18 protein-coding genes are annotated in these 16,046 nt (G+C 43.1%); all 18 read right to left on the bottom strand.

Annotated features, from left to right (window positions below):
* Positions 1–12: 12 nt before the first annotated feature.
* The gene (locus tag KO511_RS07070; protein ID WP_215986759.1) at positions 13–567 is read right to left on the bottom strand and encodes a DsbE family thiol:disulfide interchange protein; all 555 of its coding nucleotides are present in this window, start codon (positions 565–567) and stop codon (positions 13–15) included.
* Positions 567–2,525 carry a heme lyase CcmF/NrfE family subunit gene (locus KO511_RS07065; protein WP_215986758.1) on the bottom strand — a complete coding sequence of 653 codons (1,959 nt, stop codon included), beginning with the start codon at positions 2,523–2,525 and terminating at the stop codon, positions 567–569. The genes KO511_RS07070 and KO511_RS07065 overlap by 1 nt, the downstream gene beginning before the upstream one ends.
* Positions 2,522–3,007 (bottom strand): cytochrome c maturation protein CcmE, encoded by a 486-nt coding sequence (gene ccmE / locus KO511_RS07060; RefSeq protein WP_215986757.1) that lies wholly within the window; start codon positions 3,005–3,007, stop codon positions 2,522–2,524. The genes KO511_RS07065 and ccmE overlap by 4 nt, the downstream gene beginning before the upstream one ends.
* Complete coding sequence (ccmD, locus tag KO511_RS07055) at positions 3,004–3,210, bottom strand: heme exporter protein CcmD (RefSeq protein ID WP_215986756.1); 207 nt, start codon at positions 3,208–3,210, stop codon at positions 3,004–3,006. Before ccmD ends, ccmE begins: the two co-directional genes overlap by 4 nt.
* Positions 3,211–3,213: 3 nt before the next feature.
* On the bottom strand, positions 3,214–3,966 hold the full coding sequence (locus KO511_RS07050; protein WP_215986755.1) for a heme ABC transporter permease: 753 nt from the start codon (positions 3,964–3,966) through the stop codon (positions 3,214–3,216).
* Positions 3,967–4,073: 107 nt separating this feature from the next.
* A complete protein-coding gene (ccmB, locus tag KO511_RS07045; RefSeq protein ID WP_215986754.1) occupies positions 4,074–4,742 on the bottom strand; it encodes a heme exporter protein CcmB in 669 nt (222 codons plus the stop codon).
* Positions 4,727–5,365 carry a cytochrome c biogenesis heme-transporting ATPase CcmA gene (gene ccmA / locus KO511_RS07040; protein WP_215986753.1) on the bottom strand — a complete coding sequence of 213 codons (639 nt, stop codon included), beginning with the start codon at positions 5,363–5,365 and terminating at the stop codon, positions 4,727–4,729. Before ccmA ends, ccmB begins: the two co-directional genes overlap by 16 nt.
* Before the next feature lie 191 nt (positions 5,366–5,556).
* Positions 5,557–6,057 (bottom strand): DUF2802 domain-containing protein, encoded by a 501-nt coding sequence (locus KO511_RS07035; protein WP_215986752.1) that lies wholly within the window; start codon positions 6,055–6,057, stop codon positions 5,557–5,559.
* A complete protein-coding gene (locus KO511_RS07030) occupies positions 6,057–6,551 on the bottom strand; it encodes a chemotaxis protein CheW (protein WP_215986751.1) in 495 nt (164 codons plus the stop codon). Before KO511_RS07030 ends, KO511_RS07035 begins: the two co-directional genes overlap by 1 nt.
* Before the next feature lie 37 nt (positions 6,552–6,588).
* Positions 6,589–7,608 carry a chemotaxis protein CheW gene (locus tag KO511_RS07025; protein WP_215986750.1) on the bottom strand — a complete coding sequence of 340 codons (1,020 nt, stop codon included), beginning with the start codon at positions 7,606–7,608 and terminating at the stop codon, positions 6,589–6,591.
* On the bottom strand, positions 7,601–8,377 hold the full coding sequence (locus tag KO511_RS07020) for a ParA family protein (RefSeq protein ID WP_215986749.1): 777 nt from the start codon (positions 8,375–8,377) through the stop codon (positions 7,601–7,603). Before KO511_RS07020 ends, KO511_RS07025 begins: the two co-directional genes overlap by 8 nt.
* Before the next feature lie 9 nt (positions 8,378–8,386).
* Positions 8,387–9,511, bottom strand: coding sequence for a protein-glutamate methylesterase/protein-glutamine glutaminase (locus KO511_RS07015; protein ID WP_215986748.1), 1,125 nt, complete (start codon positions 9,509–9,511; stop codon positions 8,387–8,389).
* 24 nt (positions 9,512–9,535) lie between these two features.
* A complete protein-coding gene (locus KO511_RS07010) occupies positions 9,536–11,734 on the bottom strand; it encodes a chemotaxis protein CheA (protein ID WP_215986747.1) in 2,199 nt (732 codons plus the stop codon).
* Between the two features lie 9 nt (positions 11,735–11,743).
* Positions 11,744–12,463 (bottom strand): protein phosphatase CheZ, encoded by a 720-nt coding sequence (locus tag KO511_RS07005; RefSeq protein ID WP_215986746.1) that lies wholly within the window; start codon positions 12,461–12,463, stop codon positions 11,744–11,746.
* Between the two features lie 40 nt (positions 12,464–12,503).
* Entirely contained in the window at positions 12,504–12,872 is a 369-nt protein-coding gene (gene cheY, locus KO511_RS07000; protein ID WP_114786770.1) for a chemotaxis response regulator CheY, read from the bottom strand.
* A 45-nt stretch (positions 12,873–12,917) separates the two neighbouring features.
* Complete coding sequence (locus KO511_RS06995; protein WP_215986745.1) at positions 12,918–13,652, bottom strand: RNA polymerase sigma factor FliA; 735 nt, start codon at positions 13,650–13,652, stop codon at positions 12,918–12,920.
* Positions 13,645–14,532, bottom strand: a complete 888-nt coding sequence (locus KO511_RS06990; protein WP_215986744.1) for a MinD/ParA family protein — start codon at positions 14,530–14,532, stop codon at positions 13,645–13,647. The genes KO511_RS06995 and KO511_RS06990 overlap by 8 nt, the downstream gene beginning before the upstream one ends.
* A 13-nt stretch (positions 14,533–14,545) precedes the next feature.
* Positions 14,546–16,021 carry a flagellar biosynthesis protein FlhF gene (gene flhF, locus KO511_RS06985; RefSeq protein WP_215986743.1) on the bottom strand — a complete coding sequence of 492 codons (1,476 nt, stop codon included), beginning with the start codon at positions 16,019–16,021 and terminating at the stop codon, positions 14,546–14,548.
* Between the last annotated feature and the right edge of the window lie 25 nt (positions 16,022–16,046).

Here is a 16,046-nt window from a genome sequence, read left to right as displayed (position 1 = left end):
ATAGGGTGTTTTTCACTGCTTAGCCTCCGCCAGTAACTGGTCATAAATAGGTTTAATGTCGTCATTCCAGCTGCGATCGCTGACATTACTTGCATGGCGATAACGAATTACACCTTGTGCATCAATCAAAAACGTCTCAGGCGCTCCATAGACGCCTAAATCTAGGCCTAACATGCCACTGCCATCAAATAAACTAATTAAGTAAGGGTTACCAAGTTGATCTAACCACTTGACCGCTTTAGCACGATCATCTTTATAATTCATGCCGATTATCTTAACGCCCTTCGATGCCAGTTTGTTCAAATACTGATGTTCGACATAACAGGTGGAACACCAAGTTGCCCAGACGTTGAGAAGTAATGGTTCACCTTTAAAAATCGACTGATCGTAGAGTTTTCCGGGCTCAGCAAGATCTTCAAGCTTGAAGTGAGGAACAGTTTGACCAATCAATACTGATTCAAGTTTAGTCGGGTCATCACCATGTGAGTTTTTGAACAGCTGAGTAGCAAATACAGCGACCAAGCCCAAAAAAGCCACCAGCGGAATAAATAGTAATTTTTTCTGCATTACGCTTCCTGCATTTTTGTACTTTTCCTAAAACGATAACGCTTATCGCTTATCGATACCACACCAGCAAGAGCCATGAGCAAGGCCCCTGCCCAAATCCATCGCACAAAAGGTTTATAGTAAATACGAACAGCCCAAGACTTGTCATCTTCAAGCCTCTCACCCAATGCAATATAGAGATCGCGGGTGATGCCTCTGTCTATTGCCGCCTCAGTCATCATAGATCGGGCGGTGCGATAAAAACGCTTTTCAGCATGCAAAGTATTTAGATACTCACCTTGGTGACTGATTTTAAAATCCGCAACATAGCCATCGTAGTTTGGGCCAATTTTATCTTGCACACCTTCAAAGTAAAAATCATAACCTTGAATGCTATAGCTTTGCCCTGGAGCCAAGCGTACATCACGTTCGATGCTGTAATTTTGCACCATTGCGATACCGATAATACCAACGGCAAGACCAATATGACCAAGTACCATAGCCCAGTGACTGCGTTGCAGCTTGGTAACTCCAACAGCAAAATTATGCCTATGTGTCGCTCTCTGATGGATCTCAAAGCCATGCATAAAGATAATCCATAGCGCCATTACCCAGCCAAGGTATGCCATGGCCTGGAAGAAGTCAGCGAGTAAAGAGACCAATACATAGGCTAAAATCAGTGAGGCCATTCCTAATATCAGCATAGGTTTAGCTAAGCTGGAGAGATTATCACGCTTCCATCGGATCAATGGCCCGATACCAAGCAAAAAGGCAAATGGCACCATTAACCACGCAAATAAAAGATTGAAAAATGGCGCACCTATAGACACTGAACCTAGGCCTATTTGCTTATGGACAAGAGGTAATAGCGTACCAACTAGAACAACAACTAACCCTGCGATAAGCAGAACATTGTTTGCAAGTAATGTGTTTTCCCGTGAAATCAGTTCAAAATCACCACGGACTCGAACTTTAGAACCCTTTAAAGCAAACAGCAGTAACGAGCCACCAATGATAAAAACCAAGAAGAATAAAATAAACACTCCTCTGGCGGGATCTGAGGCAAAAGCATGCACTGAGACCAAAATGCCCGATCGAACTAAAAAGGTCCCTAACAAGCTTAATGAAAACGCGGAAATTGCCAGTAACACAGTCCAGGCTTTAAATGTGCCACGTTTTTCTGTGACAGCGAGCGAATGCATCAAAGCCGTACCAGCTAACCATGGCATAAAGGACGCATTTTCTACAGGATCCCAAAACCACCAGCCTCCCCAGCCAAGTTCGTAGTAGGCCCACCAAGAGCCAAGTGCAATTCCTAAAGTGAGAAACAGCCATGCTGCTGTCGTCCAAGGGCGAGACCAACGCGCCCATGCGGTATCAAGCCTGCCAGTCATGAGTGATGCAATGGCAAATGAGAAAGCAACCGAAAAGCCTACATATCCCATGTAAAGCATTGGCGGGTGGATGATAAGTCCTGGGTCCTGTAATAAAGGATTTAAATCACGCCCATCAACAGGAAAGAAAGGTAAGGTTCTTAAAAAGGGGTTAGAAGTGACGATAATAAACAATAAGAAACCAACACTAATCATGCCCATCACCGCAAGTACTCTTGACACTGATTCTTGCGGCATACCACGACTAAACGTCGCTACTGCTACAGTCCATATCGCTTGAATTAGTACCCATAGCAGCAAGGAACCTTCATGAGCTCCCCAAACCGCCGTAAGACGATAATACCAAGGTAATTGACTATTAGAATTAGTCGCAACGTAGGTCAGTGTAAAGTCGTTGGTGTAAAAAGCCCAAAGCAACACACCAAAAGATAAAACGAGTAGCAAGAACATTCCCCAAGACAAAGGTCGTGCGGTGTTCATTAACATAGTATTATTTCGAGATGCACCAACCAAAGGCAGAATACTCAATAACACTGCCATCGCGAGTGAAACAATTAAGGCAAAATGACCAATCTCAGCAATCATTGATCACTTCCTTGTTTTTGTTGTTCCGTGTAATTAAGAGGCTGATGATTCTTCTTCATCGCCTCTGCAATCTCAGGAGGCATATATTCCTCATCATGCTTTGCAAGTACTTCAAAAGCTTCAACCGTGGTAGGATTTTTCAAAACGCCTTGTGCCACAATGCCTTGCCCTTCTCTAAATAAATCAGGCAGTATTCCGTCATAAATCACGGTTACTTTAGGGCCTACATCACGTAATTCGAATGCAACTTGGAGCGATTCTGGGTCACGTTTTAACGATCCTTTGACCACCATACCTCCAATACGCAGACGTTGCCCCACTTCTGGCTTAGTCCCGTCAGGCTTGCCATCAACTAACTCCGTTGGCGTGTAGAATAAGTCCATATTTTGGTTCAGTGCATAAAGCATAAGTCCAACAGTGGCAGCGATACCAACGAAAATTACCAGTACGATTCCCAATCTTTTCTTACGTCTTGGGTTCATAACGTGTTCTCCATATTTTTCGCAGCATCAATGCGAGCTTGCCTCTCGATCTTAGACTGAACTTCATCGAGCAATTTGTTCCCACGGCGAATACTTGCAACAAGCAGAATAAAAAGCAAAAAAAACGTGATACCAAAAGCGCTCCAAACATAAGCAGAATATCCACCCATGGCCAAAAAATCGTTCAAAGAATTAAAATGCATTGTTTATTTACCTCTCTGAAATTTCGCCTGAGCAAGGGCTATCACCCATGTACGATGACTCTCTTTACTTATGATTTCGTTACGCAATCGAACCACAGTTAAGGTGCCAAAGAAAAATGTGAAACCGAAAATATTGATTAGCAATGGCCAGAACATCTCACTAGCAATGGAAGGTTTAGCAAATTTAGTAATGGTTGCTCCTTGATGAAGGGTATTCCACCACTCAACCGAAAAATGAATGATAGGTAAGTTCACCACCCCTACGATAGCCAAAATGCCTGCTGCTTTCGCTGCCATTCTCTGATCATCGAATGCGTGGTAGAGGGCTATGACACCTAGATACAGAAACAAAAGGATCAGCTCAGAAGTTAAACGAGCATCCCACACCCACCATGCTCCCCACATGGGCTTTCCCCAAATGGCCCCCGTCATTAATGCTATAAAGGTATATACTGCTCCGATAGGTGCCATAGCAGAGGCCGCCATATCCGATAGTTTGACTTGCCAAACCAAACCAATGAAAGCCGCAATAGCCATTGACATATATATGCCCATAGACAAAATTGCTGAAGGAACATGTATATAGATAATTCTAAAGCTGTCACCTTGCTGGTAATCTGAGGGCGCAAAAGCCAACCCCCATACTGTACCTAGTGATAAAAGCAGTAACGACAATATCGCAAACCAAGGTAGTAACCTACCGCATAGCTGGTAGGCAGTTTCCGACTTGGCATAAGGATGGAGCCACTTCCACATTGTTTTTCTCACTCTTGCTTCTATGTTGTTTTATTGTCTATGTCAGACTGAATTTTTAACGATGTAATGCACAGGTGTTAGGGTATCTTGCTCTCAAGAAAAACGAATTAATTAACACTTACTCGAAGAGCAGAACTAATAGCAAATGGGGTAAACGTTATTGAACCCATGAACATAGCCCCAAGAATAGCTAACTGACCTTTATACGCCATTCCTAGAGATGCCGCATCAATCGCAGACGTCGCAAATATCAATATCGGGATATACAATGGAAGAACAAGTAAGCTAAGGAGTACCCCTCCCTTTTGTAAACCCACTGTCAAAGCAACACCAATCGCACCAATAAAGCTTAATGTTGGCGTTCCAATGAGCAAAGTTGCTACCACTGCTAACCAAGAATTCATATCAAGAGAAAGTAAAATCGCCAACAAGGGGCTTATCAAAATTAGAGGTAATCCGGTCAACATCCAGTGCGCAATGACTTTGGAGATCACAACAAGCGGCAGTGGCAAAGGCATTAACATCATTTGTTCTAATGCTCCATCTTGAAAGTCATCTCTAAATAGTCTTTCCAAAGACAATAGAGCCGACAACAGAGCGGCTACCCAAACAATACCAGCTGCAATACGCGCCAATAAGTTGGGTTCAGGTCCTATACTTAGAGGAAATAAAGTAATGACTATAATAAAAAACCACAAAGGATTAAAAATATCTGCCTGACGCCGAAATGCGATGAGAAGCTCTCGCCGAATGATATTATTCATTGCTGCAAGCATGGTACGTTACCTAGTGTGATTTTTTTTAATCTTGTATGATTGGCAAACATATCCTGATGAGTGGTCAGTAAAACAATGCCACCTTTATCAATATGACTAAGAAAAAGTGACTCCAATACGTTCACACCCTGTTTATCAATAGCCGTTAAAGGTTCATCTAAAACCCAGAGCTTATGCTGGCTTAACCACAAACGTGCTAGAGCTACCCTACGCTGCTGGCCAGCGGATAGTTTTGCTACTGGCACATCCTCACGCCCCGCTAACCCAACTTTCGTCAGAGCATTATAAAGGCTAACCTTATCTATCGAGTGATTAGAATGGAGGTTAAGATAGAAACGTAAGTTCTCATAAGCAGTCAATTCTCGCTTAATTCCTGTTTGATGCCCTAAAAATAATAAGTCTTGATGGTAAGCTTCTCGGTTAGATTCAATACTTTCCCCATTCCAAAGTACGTCACCATTGTCGCGTTCAGCAAGCCCAGAGATAATCCGTAGTAAGGTGGTTTTTCCTGTCCCGTTTCGACCTTCAACTTGTACTATGTCACCACAATTAAGTGTAAACGACAGTGATTCAAATAGGATTCTGTTGTCTCTAACAGCGGTCAGCTGGGATGCTTCTAACATGAATATTCGCTAGTGAAATTTAGTGCCACTATAATACCATAGCCATACTGACACTAAATAGAATTAGGTCTTCGACCATCACGAAACACGGTAAGTTTATGTAAATAATCTGCCATATTTCAAATAAGTACCGATTGATTGCTTACACTTGGATACAAAAAAGGATGCACAATGCATCCTTTAAGTTATGTTCAAGATTTTTTTCTGCTTTTCCTCAGTGCCGATGAGTGGCTAGATTGTGAATCAGTTCCAAGAGGGGGCACTTTTTCCTTACCAGCAATTTTTTTTTGCAAAGAAAGCATTAACTCGGCTTCAGCTTTAGGTAATTCACACTCTTTAATAAGTTCGTTAACATCAGCTCCAAGTTGGACCATTTTTGAAGCTCTCGAGTACAAACGTCCATCACCATCTTCCTGTTCAAGTTCTGCAATTCTCTCGTTCAAATGCTGAATAAGATCCTGTTGCTCACTGACTCTCTGCCCTAAACCAACGACGACAGAACGAACTTCAAGTAGCTGCTTGTTAGCTTTTTGTAACTCTTTATCAAGATGACGACTTTTCTGCCGCCAATGCTCGAACATGACACCTTGATTCTTCTTTAAACGCAGTAAGATCACAGCAAAAAATACGATAACTACTAATGCAATAACTCCTGCGATTACAGGAGCATTTGCCAAAAAAACTGCTTCCATTATAGATGAGCCATCTCATCCCATTCTTCGTCAGTTAGTAGCTTATTCAAGTCAACAAGAATCAACAACTTACCATCACGATTGCTAACACCCTGAATGAACTTAGCACTTTCGTCTGTTCCAACACTTGGCGTCGTATCAATTTCAGAAGATCTTAAATACACCACTTCAGCAACACTATCAACTAGAATACCTATCACTTGATGTTCGGACTCAATCACGATGATCCGAGTATTATCTGTGATTTCACCTTGCATCAAACCAAAGCGTGATCGGGTATCTATAACTGTTACTACATTACCACGCAGGTTAATGATCCCAAGAACGTAATCAGGAGCACCTGGCACGGGAGCAATCTCTGTATAACGCAGCACTTCACGTACCTGCATTACATTGATACCGTAGGTTTCTTCTTCTAGCTGGAACGTCACCCACTGAAGTACTTCGTCATTTGACTGATCCCTTCTCACTTCGACTTCATTAGTTTGAGACATACCTATTCCTCTCTAAGCCAAAATCGGCATAAACGTTTTATTTGTCCAAGGCTTTTACATCAAGTCCTGCATTAAGCATAGCTATCAATGCTTCAACATGGATCAAAGCACACATTTTTTCTTTGACCATCCCCGCAAGCCAAGGACGTTTTCCTGCGGTTTTCCGCCAGCGTATCTTCTCTGGGTTGATTGATTCTGTACCCTTTAACTGAGTAGAAGCTAATCCCCACATACTTTCATCCAACATAACAATATATTGGTATTCATCTTTATAAGTATCATTGTCCAGCTTCTCAGCCATCACCCATTTTGCCGTATCTACCACATCAAGCTGTGCATCTCGACCAGTCTGCAGGCCCAGGTACCAATCAGGGCGACCGATAAGGTGATTAAGTTCAGCAATACGGTGAATACCACCTAATTCATCAAGCGGAACCGCAAAAGTCACACTATTTACTTCAAAATATAGAACCTGAAAGTCTTGATCACGTATAGTGGAAGACCAAACACCTGATTCACTTCCACCTGACTGAGTTTCTGGTTCTAACGAAACCTCTTCAGCAACTTCAGGTTGCTCCTGCGTGGTGTCATCAATTTCTGGTTGAGCAATTTCTTCAACTATAGCTTCAGATTGAGAGTCAGCAGGTACATCATCTGCCTCAGGTGCTGATATATCATTGTCTACTGGCCAATCTTGGCACTCTTCAATTTCAGAGCTCGTTTCTGATATCTGAGTGGTATTTTGCTCCATCACTTCTTCAAGCTGAAGGTCCGCTACTGGATTGGTAGATTCAAGTTGTTCCAGTAGTCGCTCAACATCATCTAAATTCGGTAGTTCGACCTCAACCGCGGGCGGAGCATAACTCGTTTCTTCCTCTACTTCCTGAACAGCAGGCTCAAACGCCGACATGGCTAAATCAGCTTCTAAATCTAATAATGGGTCCTGATTATTACCAGGAGAGTCTAGCTTATCATCGACGTCTAATGACTCATCTAATAGCGCGGAAAAGTATTCTTCCAACGCTTGCTCACTCGATATCAAAGTATTGCTACTCATTCACTGCCAACCTTTCTAAATAAATTAACAGCTGTTTATATGCGAAAACGCCACGACTCCCAGAAGCAAAATGTGAAACCGGAAGATGCTTTAAGCTAGCATCTCTAAATTTAGTATCGATTGGTACTGCAGAAGTCCATACCTGATCTGGATAATCTTTCTTTAATTTTTGCAACGTTTGCAACGATGCATTAGTCCGTTTGTCATACATAGTCGGGACAATGGTGACATTAAATGGGCTATTACGTGATTTTTGCATTATGGCTAAAGTTCGCACCATTCGTTCCAGACCTTTCATTGCCAAAAATTCGGTTTGCACTGGTATAAGGATACGGTTACTGGCGGCCAATGCATTAACCATCATTACACCGAGTATAGGCGGACAATCAATCAAAACATAATCATAGTGCTGTTCAATAGCCATCAGCGCTCGTTTAAGTATTAACCCCATACCACTACGGTTACCCATAACCCTGTCCAACGTGGCGAGTGACATATGAGCAGGAACAATATCGATACCTTCTACATCTGATTTCATCACCAAGGGTAAAACACTTTCTTCGTTGAAGTCCTTTAACTGAAAGAGATCAAATAAGCTTGAACTTACGCCGTCAGGATCATAACCCAGATAAGTTGTTAGAGATGCGTGAGGGTCAGTATCAACCAACAGAACCCGCTTGCTTTGCTTGCTTAACAAACCCGCAAGGGTGATAGTCGTTGTTGTTTTGCCAACACCACCTTTTTGGTTTGCAATACTCCAAACAATCATCCGTTACCCCTAGGACAAACCTACTTCAACTAGCATTCGTTCTGCTATACGATCTAATGGTAAATCTTCAGTCGACAAACCGGCTTTAGCAACCGCTTGTGGCATGCCATAAACGACACAGCTGTTCTCATCTTGTGCCCAAATAGTTGCACCAGCACTTTTCAGCATACGAGCGCCTTCTCTTCCATCAGCACCCATTCCAGTTAATACCATTGAGAGAACTTGTTCAGAATAAATTTTAGCTGCACTACCAAAAGTCACGTCAACACAAGGCTTATAGTTCATCCGTTCACCACCATCAATGACGCGTAATTTTGCAGTACCAGGGCGACCATCAACCATCATTTGCTTTCCACCAGGTGCAAGATACGCCACTCCTGGTTTAAGAGAATCACCATCTTCAGCTTCTTTAACTTGTATTTTACACAGTGAATTCAGACGGCTTGCAAAAGCAGCGGTAAATGTAGCTGGCATATGTTGAATGAGTAAAATAGGGTGAGGATAGTTCGCTGGCAGCTGAGTTAAAATTTTTTGTAGAGCGACAGGGCCGCCAGTTGAAGTTCCAATGGCCGTAAGTTGATATCTCTTACCCGTAGATTTAAAGCGTCCAGCTGCAGACGATTTTGCCGAAACAGTCGCAGCTTTAGATGTTTTTTGCGTAGTTGAAGAGGCTGTGGGAGATTTCGCTGTACCCGCAGTCGAGGCAGGTTTACTAGCAGGTCGGCGCATAAAGGTGCGACGTGAAGCAATCTCAATTACACGTTGTTGTAGCAATGACACCGCATCATCACGATTACGTGCAATATCTTCAAATTTCTTGGGTAGAAAGTCCAATGCTCCAGCATCAAGAGCATCCAATGTTGCTTTTGCTCCATCATGTGTTAAAGACGAAAACATTAAAATAGGAACTGGACTTTTAGCCATAATTTCACGAACGGCCGTGATACCGTCCATCACAGGCATCTCTATGTCCATTGTAATCACATCCGGTTTCAATCTTAGGGCTTTGTCTACAGCTTCTTTACCATTGGTCGCCACATCCATTACCTCTAAACGAGGTTCAGAGTTAATTATCTCACTGACTCGGCGACGAAAAAAACTCGAATCATCAACTACTAAAACTTTAATCGCCATAGTTATCCTTTATTATTCTACGACTTAGACTCGAGAAGCAGCCGCATACTGCTTAAGCAAATCCGCTACATCCAGAATCAGAGCAATATGCCCATCACTGGTGATTGTCGCACCCGCCATCCCCGGAGTTCCCTGAAGCATGCTATCAAGAGGTTTAATCACCACTTCTTCTTGTCCAATTAGAGTATCGACTACAAACCCAACTCTCTGACTACCAATCTGGACAATCACTACATGACCATGTCCCTTACGTAATTCCATGTCAGCCGACTTCGGTGCAAGCCAGTTTTGTAAGTAAAACAATGGAATCGATTTTTCTCGGACAATAATAGTTAACTGGCCATCAACAACATTGGTACGGCTAAGATCCAAATGGAAAATCTCATTGACACTTCCCAAAGGAAGAGCAAATGGGTGCCCTGCAACTCCGACCATTAAGGTTGGCAAAATAGCCAGAGTCAAAGGCACTTTAATAGTAATTTTAGTTCCTTTACCTAATTCAGAATCGATATCAATAGAACCATTCAACCCATTGATGGCGGTTTTCACCACATCCATACCCACACCGCGTCCTGAGATGTCAGATATTTGTTCTTTACTTGAGAATCCGGGCATAAATATCAGATTGAAACATTCTTTGTTATTTAGGCGCGACGCAGCATCTTCATCCATCATCCCCCGGTCAACGGCAATTCCTCTTAATTTCTCTGGGTCCATACCGCCACCGTCATCGACAATAGCTAACTCAATATGATCACCTTCCTGAGAAGCCGAAAGAATGACCTTACCCTGTTGAGGTTTACCGGCTTTTACACGATCTGCAGGCATTTCTATACCGTGGTCTAGCGAGTTGCGGACCAAGTGAATGAGCGGATCAGCTAGCGCTTCAACGAGGTTTTTATCCAAATCGGTTTCTTCACCACGCATCTCTAGGTTAATGTCTTTTTCTAGAGTCCGTGCAATGTCTCTTACCACGCGAGGGAATCGACCAAACACTTTTTTGATCGGTTGCATTCGCGTCTTCATTACCGCGCCCTGAAGGTCTGCAGTTACAACGTCGAGGTTAGAGACAGCTTTTGCCATCTCTTCATCGTTACTATTTAAACCTAAACTTAACAATCGGTTACGAACAAGTACCAGCTCACCCACCATATTCATAATAACATCAAGAGTTGATGTATCGACACGCACGGTAGCTTCGGCCTGAGGTTTTTTACTTTGCGCAGGCGGTGCGGCTTCTTTTTTTGCAGGTGGCGCCGCTTTTTCAGCAGGCTTAGGTGGTGGAGGTGCGGGTTGCTCTGCCTTAGGCGCGGGTGGAGGTGCGGCTTCTTTTGGCGCTTCGGCTTTAGCGACTGGCTCTTCTTTTTGAGAAGCTGGTTCACTAGCGGAATCTGTCGCTTCTAGAGGGCCTTTACCTGAGCCATGAAGGTCATCAAGCAATTTATCAAAGTCGTCGTCCGTCATTAAGCCATCATCACCACCTTGAGGTGCTGCACTGGCTTTAGCCTCCGCTTCAACTGGGCTTTTTCCTGAGCCATGGAGATCGTCTAATAACTTTTCGAATTCATCATCCGTAATATCACCACTCGCATCACCTGCAGGTTCTGGCGCTCCTCCAGCCGGTTCTGAGGCAGCGATTGGAGAACCGCCCTCACCATGGAGTTCATCAAGCAACTTATCAAAATCATCTTGAGTGATTTCATCGATAGAACCACCAGATTCACCATCACCACTTGGTGCTGCAACTTCAGGCTCTTCTGGGGCACTGGCTTCAGGTTCTGGTTCAGCAGCTTCTGCTGGAGCACTGGCTTCAGGCTGAGCCTCGTCCGCTGATTGAGGGCTACTTAGACGATGCAGTTCATCCAACAGCTCTTGATCAGCTTTAGGTAACGGCTCTTGATCTTGTACCGCCTGGAACTGTCGATTAACCGTATCTAATGCTGTTAGCATCGTATCCATTAGACTTGAAGAAACATCACGTTGTCCGTTACGCAAAATATCGAACACATTTTCAGCACCATGACAAGTATCGACCAGCTCGGTAAGAGATAGGAAGCCAGCCCCACCTTTGACAGTGTGAAAACCACGGAAAATGGCATTGAGCAATTCTTTGTCTTCAGGGTTATTTTCAAGTTCTACCAGCTGCTCTGAAAGAAGCTCAAGAATTTCCCCTGCTTCAACCAAAAAGTCCTGTAGAATATCTTCGTCTAATTCAAAACTCATAAATTACCTCTAAAACCCAAGACTCGAGAGTAAGTCGTCAACTTCATCTTGTGATGCCACTGCGTCTTCCCTTTCATGAGCATTGAGTATTGGCCCCTCTGGATCTATCGATGATTTATTTTTATTTTGTTCGGCTTCTTCAAGTTTACTAGCACCAAATGCGGTCAAAATTTCCACCAGCCGGCCTTCAACTTCATTGACCAGAGTGATGACTCTACTGATGATCTGACCGGTTAAATCTTGAAAATCCTGAGCCATAAGAATCTCTGTCAATTGACCTCTTAGCTCAGAACTGTCTCCTTCAACTTCACCAAGTAGCTTATCAATACGATGGCAAAGAGCCTTGAATTCTGCAAGCTCAATGCGACCATGCATTAACTCATTCCATTTAGGTCGAACTTTCAATAAGCCCTCATGTAAGTTATCAGCAATCGGCATACATCGATCGACCGCATCCATCGTTTTATTTGCCGCGGTTTCAGTTTTATCAATGACATACTGAAGCCTGTCCTTAGCATCAGGAATCTCAGCATTCGCAATAGCATTGATACGGTCATCAACACTGAAATGCTTGATAGACTCGTGCAAATCACGAGTTAACTCACCAATTTCCTGAAAAACGGGACTTGGTGTCGCTTCTTGTAAGCTCCTAACAAGTTGGTCAGCTTCTTCTTGCTGCTCACTTTCTAGTAACTCTACGAGGTTCTTTGCCTGTTCTAATGAAATCATTCTCAATTAGCCTTTCACGTCCCTGCGTCAATTTTTTGACTTATAAACGTTCGAAGATTTTGTCTAATTTTTCTTTCAATGTTGCAGCAGTGAACGGTTTAACTATGTATCCATTAACACCTGCTTGCGCTGCTTCAACAATCTGCTCACGCTTCGCTTCTGCTGTGATCATCAGTACAGGTAAATGTTTAAGCTCATCATCGGCGCGAATATGCTTTAGAAGGTCGATGCCCTGCATACCAGGCATGTTCCAATCTGTCACAACAAATTCGAAATCACCTTTTTTGAGCATTGGTAGCGCCGTTAAGCCATCATCAGCTTCTTGAGTATTATTAAAACCCAAGTCACGAAGTAAGTTCTTAACGATACGGCGCATTGTTGAAAAGTCGTCAACAATAAGGATCTTCATATCTTTTTTCAAAATTGCCTCCACTGAGTTCGATATCAGTGATTTCTAGTCATCGTTTGTCCAGACACTTAGCTTTGTGCGTAGACGTTGCATTGATTGGCTTAGTATCTGGCTGACACGTGACTCGCTAACACCAATTACTTCGCCGATTTCCTTCAAGTTTAACTCCTCATCGTAATAAAGCGAAAGTACAAGAGCTTCTCTTTCTGGAAGTGATTTAATTGATTCTATCAGAGCAGTGCGAAAATACTCATCTGCAACCCCTTGAAATGGGATATTTTCTTCATCTGAATCTTCATGAGAAATCGCATCCTCCGATACTCCTAAATCGTCAATACCAATTAGACGGGAACAATTAATGTCCGCCAAGGCATTGTGGTATTGTTCTAGGGTCATCTCCATTTGTTTGGCAACTTCGGCATCTGTTGGATCACGGCTTAGCTCACCTTCTAATTGTGAAATCGCTTGGCTTATTTCCCGACTGTTCTTGTGCACTGAACGAGGGACCCAATCTCCACGACGTATATCATCAAGCATAGCACCCCGAATACGAATACCAGCATAGGTTTCAAAACTAGCTCCTTTGCTACCATCGTAATTTTTTTGAGCTTCTAGCAGTCCTATCATTCCAGCTTGGATAAGATCCTCAACATGAACACTAGGTGGTAGTCGCCCAATTAAATGGTGCGCAATGCGTTTAACGAGCACCGAGTATTTCTCTAAAAATGCTCGCCGACTGTCTTGATTTGCGTATTGGTCATAGGTCAAGGCCTTATTCACCAAATGGTTCCTCTAACATCTCTGTTCTATGAAGTAAGCGTTCTACAAAAAACTCCAGATGTCCACTCGGTGTTTTAGGAATTGGCCAAGTTAATGCCTTATTTGCTAATGAACCAAGAGCTAATGACGCAGGTGAACGTGGGAAAGCGTCCACAACAATCTTTTGTTTTTTAACAGCTTGTCGAACTTTATCATCTAATGGGATACATGCTACGAGTTCAATACCAACATTCAAGAATCTCTCTGTGACCAAGGTCAATTTTGCGAACAATTCTCTTCCCTCACGATAACTTCTGACCATATTAGCGACGATTTTAAATCTTTGAACCTGGTGTTCTTTACTTAAAAGTTTGATCAGAGCATATGCATCAGTGATGGATGTAGGTTCATCACAAACAACAACGACCACATCCTGAGCGGCACGTGAAAAACTAACCACCATGTCTGAAATTCCAGCGGCAGTATCAATGAGCAATACATCCATCTCATCTTCTAAGCTACCGAAAGCGCGAATTAGGCCAACGTGCTGCGCATGAGACAGTTCCGTCATTGCTTGTGTACCTGATGTTGCCGGAATTATCTTTATCCCATACGGTCCTTCAACAATAGCATCTTTGAGTTCACATTCACCCTCGAGTACATGGCCAAGATTTTTTTTTGACCGTATTCCAAGCATAACATCAACATTTGCTAAGCCAAGGTCAGCATCTAGTACCATGACCTTTTTTCCCTGACGGGCCATACATATCGCTAGCCCCAAGGTCACATTGGATTTACCAACACCACCTTTACCACCCGTCACCGAAATAACTTTGGTTAGAGAAGGTTGAGTTAAGCGACGTAGCCCGCTTGCTTGGTCTTGTATCATTTTTTTCGTCATAATCGTCCGCCGCCTAGAACCTTTCAGCTTCACTATTCCAATAGTGAGGTTCGTTATCTGTCGACTTCTCTAACAATTCATTTGCCTTAGCTACCATATATTTAGGTTGCGCTATCACAATGTCTTCTGGAACTCTTTGTCCATTCGCGATATAAGCAACTGGCAGAGAATTTTGTACTACAACACTAACAAATTCACCTAGACTTAAGGACTCATCTAATTTAGTAAGAATACACCCTGATAAGGGTATCCTTTGAAAATGATCGATAGTCTCTTGCAATACCTTCCTTTGAGCTGTTGCCGGTAATACTAGATAGCTATGAATTACTTCACCACTCTCGTGCATTAATGTATCCAACTGCTCAGACAGACGAACATCTCTCTGTCCCATACCTGCAGTATCAACCAAAATTAAACGGCGATTTCTTAACTGGTAAATTACATCGGCTAACTCTTTGGAATCTTTAGCAACTTTTACAGCACATCCCATAATACGCCCGTAAATTGCCAACTGCTCATGCGCCCCTATACGGTATGTATCTGTTGTAACCAAAGCGACATTGTCAGAGCCATATTCCATAGCAGCTCTTGCGGCAAGCTTTGCAACCGTGGTCGTTTTTCCAACGCCTGTAGGTCCGAGTAAAGCAACCACACCTCCACGCTTCAGAATATCTTGTTTGGAAATTGGAACTTGGTCGGAAACTAAGCCCAATAATGCTTTCCACGCTTTAGTTGGAGCCGTATCTTCTGGAATGTAACAAGCGAGTTGATCGGCAAGATCTGCCGACACTCCCATACGCTCCAAACGTTTTATAAGCATTGCTCTTAGTGGCTCACGACGTTCAACTTCCTGCCACATTAGCCCTGAGACCTGATGTTCTAAAAGTCGACGAATTGATGTCATCTCTTCGCGCATTTCTTCTAGATCTTCACCACTCGCAGCTGACTCATCTAGTTGATTACGTTCATAACGAGTTGGGTCCAAACGTGGTTGATGTTCGGCGCCTTTGTCCTGGGCTATCAGTCTAGCAAGAGGAGAGTCTTCTCGGAGTTTTACTCCGTTGACTTCTTTTCGTAAACCCGACTGCCGTTTGAGTAATGATGACAATGAGTCAGCATTTGATGCCTCACTATCATTACCATTCGCGGTAGCGTTGTTGTATTGTTTAAGCATATTCGCAAAACGTTTAGTCGTTGAGCCACTATCAACTTTGGCTTGTAAGCTGACTTTGTCTTCGTCTAACGTACGCTGTTTACTATTAACATTACTTTGAGTGGCAGAAGCCGCTTGGGTACTATTTTTCTGAGGTTGAGAGGTTGGTTTAGCGGCCGAACGTGCAGCAGCTGTCTCGTTATCGACCGCTGCCACAATTTCTATGCCACCAGCGACTTTTTTATTTGACATGATTACTGCATCATCGCCCAGCTGACTTTTTACTTGTAGCAAAGCGGTGCGCATGTCCTTGGCAAAAAATCGTTTAATCTTCAAAATCAATATCCATCTTTTCGCACTT

Origin of the sequence: Vibrio hepatarius (assembly GCF_018860525.1) — a bacterium.
GTDB lineage: Bacteria > Pseudomonadota > Gammaproteobacteria > Enterobacterales > Vibrionaceae > Vibrio > Vibrio hepatarius_B.
Note: the sequence above shows the minus strand (reverse complement) of the source record. Positions and strands in the feature narration are given on the sequence as shown.

What these genes read in the sequence shown, in the direction of transcription:
- KO511_RS07070 (WP_215986759.1), bottom strand. Translation starts at nt 567, where the DNA reads ATGCAGAAAAAATTACTATTTATTCCGCTGGTGGCTTTTTTGGGCTTG.
- KO511_RS07065 (WP_215986758.1), bottom strand. Translation starts at nt 2,525, where the DNA reads ATGATTGCTGAGATTGGTCATTTTGCCTTAATTGTTTCACTCGCGATG.
- ccmE (WP_215986757.1), bottom strand. Translation starts at nt 3,007, where the DNA reads ATGAACCCAAGACGTAAGAAAAGATTGGGAATCGTACTGGTAATTTTC.
- ccmD (WP_215986756.1), bottom strand. Translation starts at nt 3,210, where the DNA reads ATGCATTTTAATTCTTTGAACGATTTTTTGGCCATGGGTGGATATTCT.
- KO511_RS07050 (WP_215986755.1), bottom strand. Translation starts at nt 3,966, where the DNA reads ATGTGGAAGTGGCTCCATCCTTATGCCAAGTCGGAAACTGCCTACCAG.
- ccmB (WP_215986754.1), bottom strand. Translation starts at nt 4,742, where the DNA reads ATGCTTGCAGCAATGAATAATATCATTCGGCGAGAGCTTCTCATCGCA.
- ccmA (WP_215986753.1), bottom strand. Translation starts at nt 5,365, where the DNA reads ATGTTAGAAGCATCCCAGCTGACCGCTGTTAGAGACAACAGAATCCTA.
- KO511_RS07035 (WP_215986752.1), bottom strand. Translation starts at nt 6,057, where the DNA reads ATGGAAGCAGTTTTTTTGGCAAATGCTCCTGTAATCGCAGGAGTTATT.
- KO511_RS07030 (WP_215986751.1), bottom strand. Translation starts at nt 6,551, where the DNA reads ATGTCTCAAACTAATGAAGTCGAAGTGAGAAGGGATCAGTCAAATGAC.
- KO511_RS07025 (WP_215986750.1), bottom strand. Translation starts at nt 7,608, where the DNA reads ATGAGTAGCAATACTTTGATATCGAGTGAGCAAGCGTTGGAAGAATAC.
- KO511_RS07020 (WP_215986749.1), bottom strand. Translation starts at nt 8,377, where the DNA reads ATGATTGTTTGGAGTATTGCAAACCAAAAAGGTGGTGTTGGCAAAACA.
- KO511_RS07015 (WP_215986748.1), bottom strand. Translation starts at nt 9,511, where the DNA reads ATGGCGATTAAAGTTTTAGTAGTTGATGATTCGAGTTTTTTTCGTCGC.
- KO511_RS07010 (WP_215986747.1), bottom strand. Translation starts at nt 11,734, where the DNA reads ATGAGTTTTGAATTAGACGAAGATATTCTACAGGACTTTTTGGTTGAA.
- KO511_RS07005 (WP_215986746.1), bottom strand. Translation starts at nt 12,463, where the DNA reads ATGATTTCATTAGAACAGGCAAAGAACCTCGTAGAGTTACTAGAAAGT.
- cheY (WP_114786770.1), bottom strand. Translation starts at nt 12,872, where the DNA reads ATGAAGATCCTTATTGTTGACGACTTTTCAACAATGCGCCGTATCGTT.
- KO511_RS06990 (WP_215986744.1), bottom strand. Translation starts at nt 14,532, where the DNA reads ATGACGAAAAAAATGATACAAGACCAAGCAAGCGGGCTACGTCGCTTA.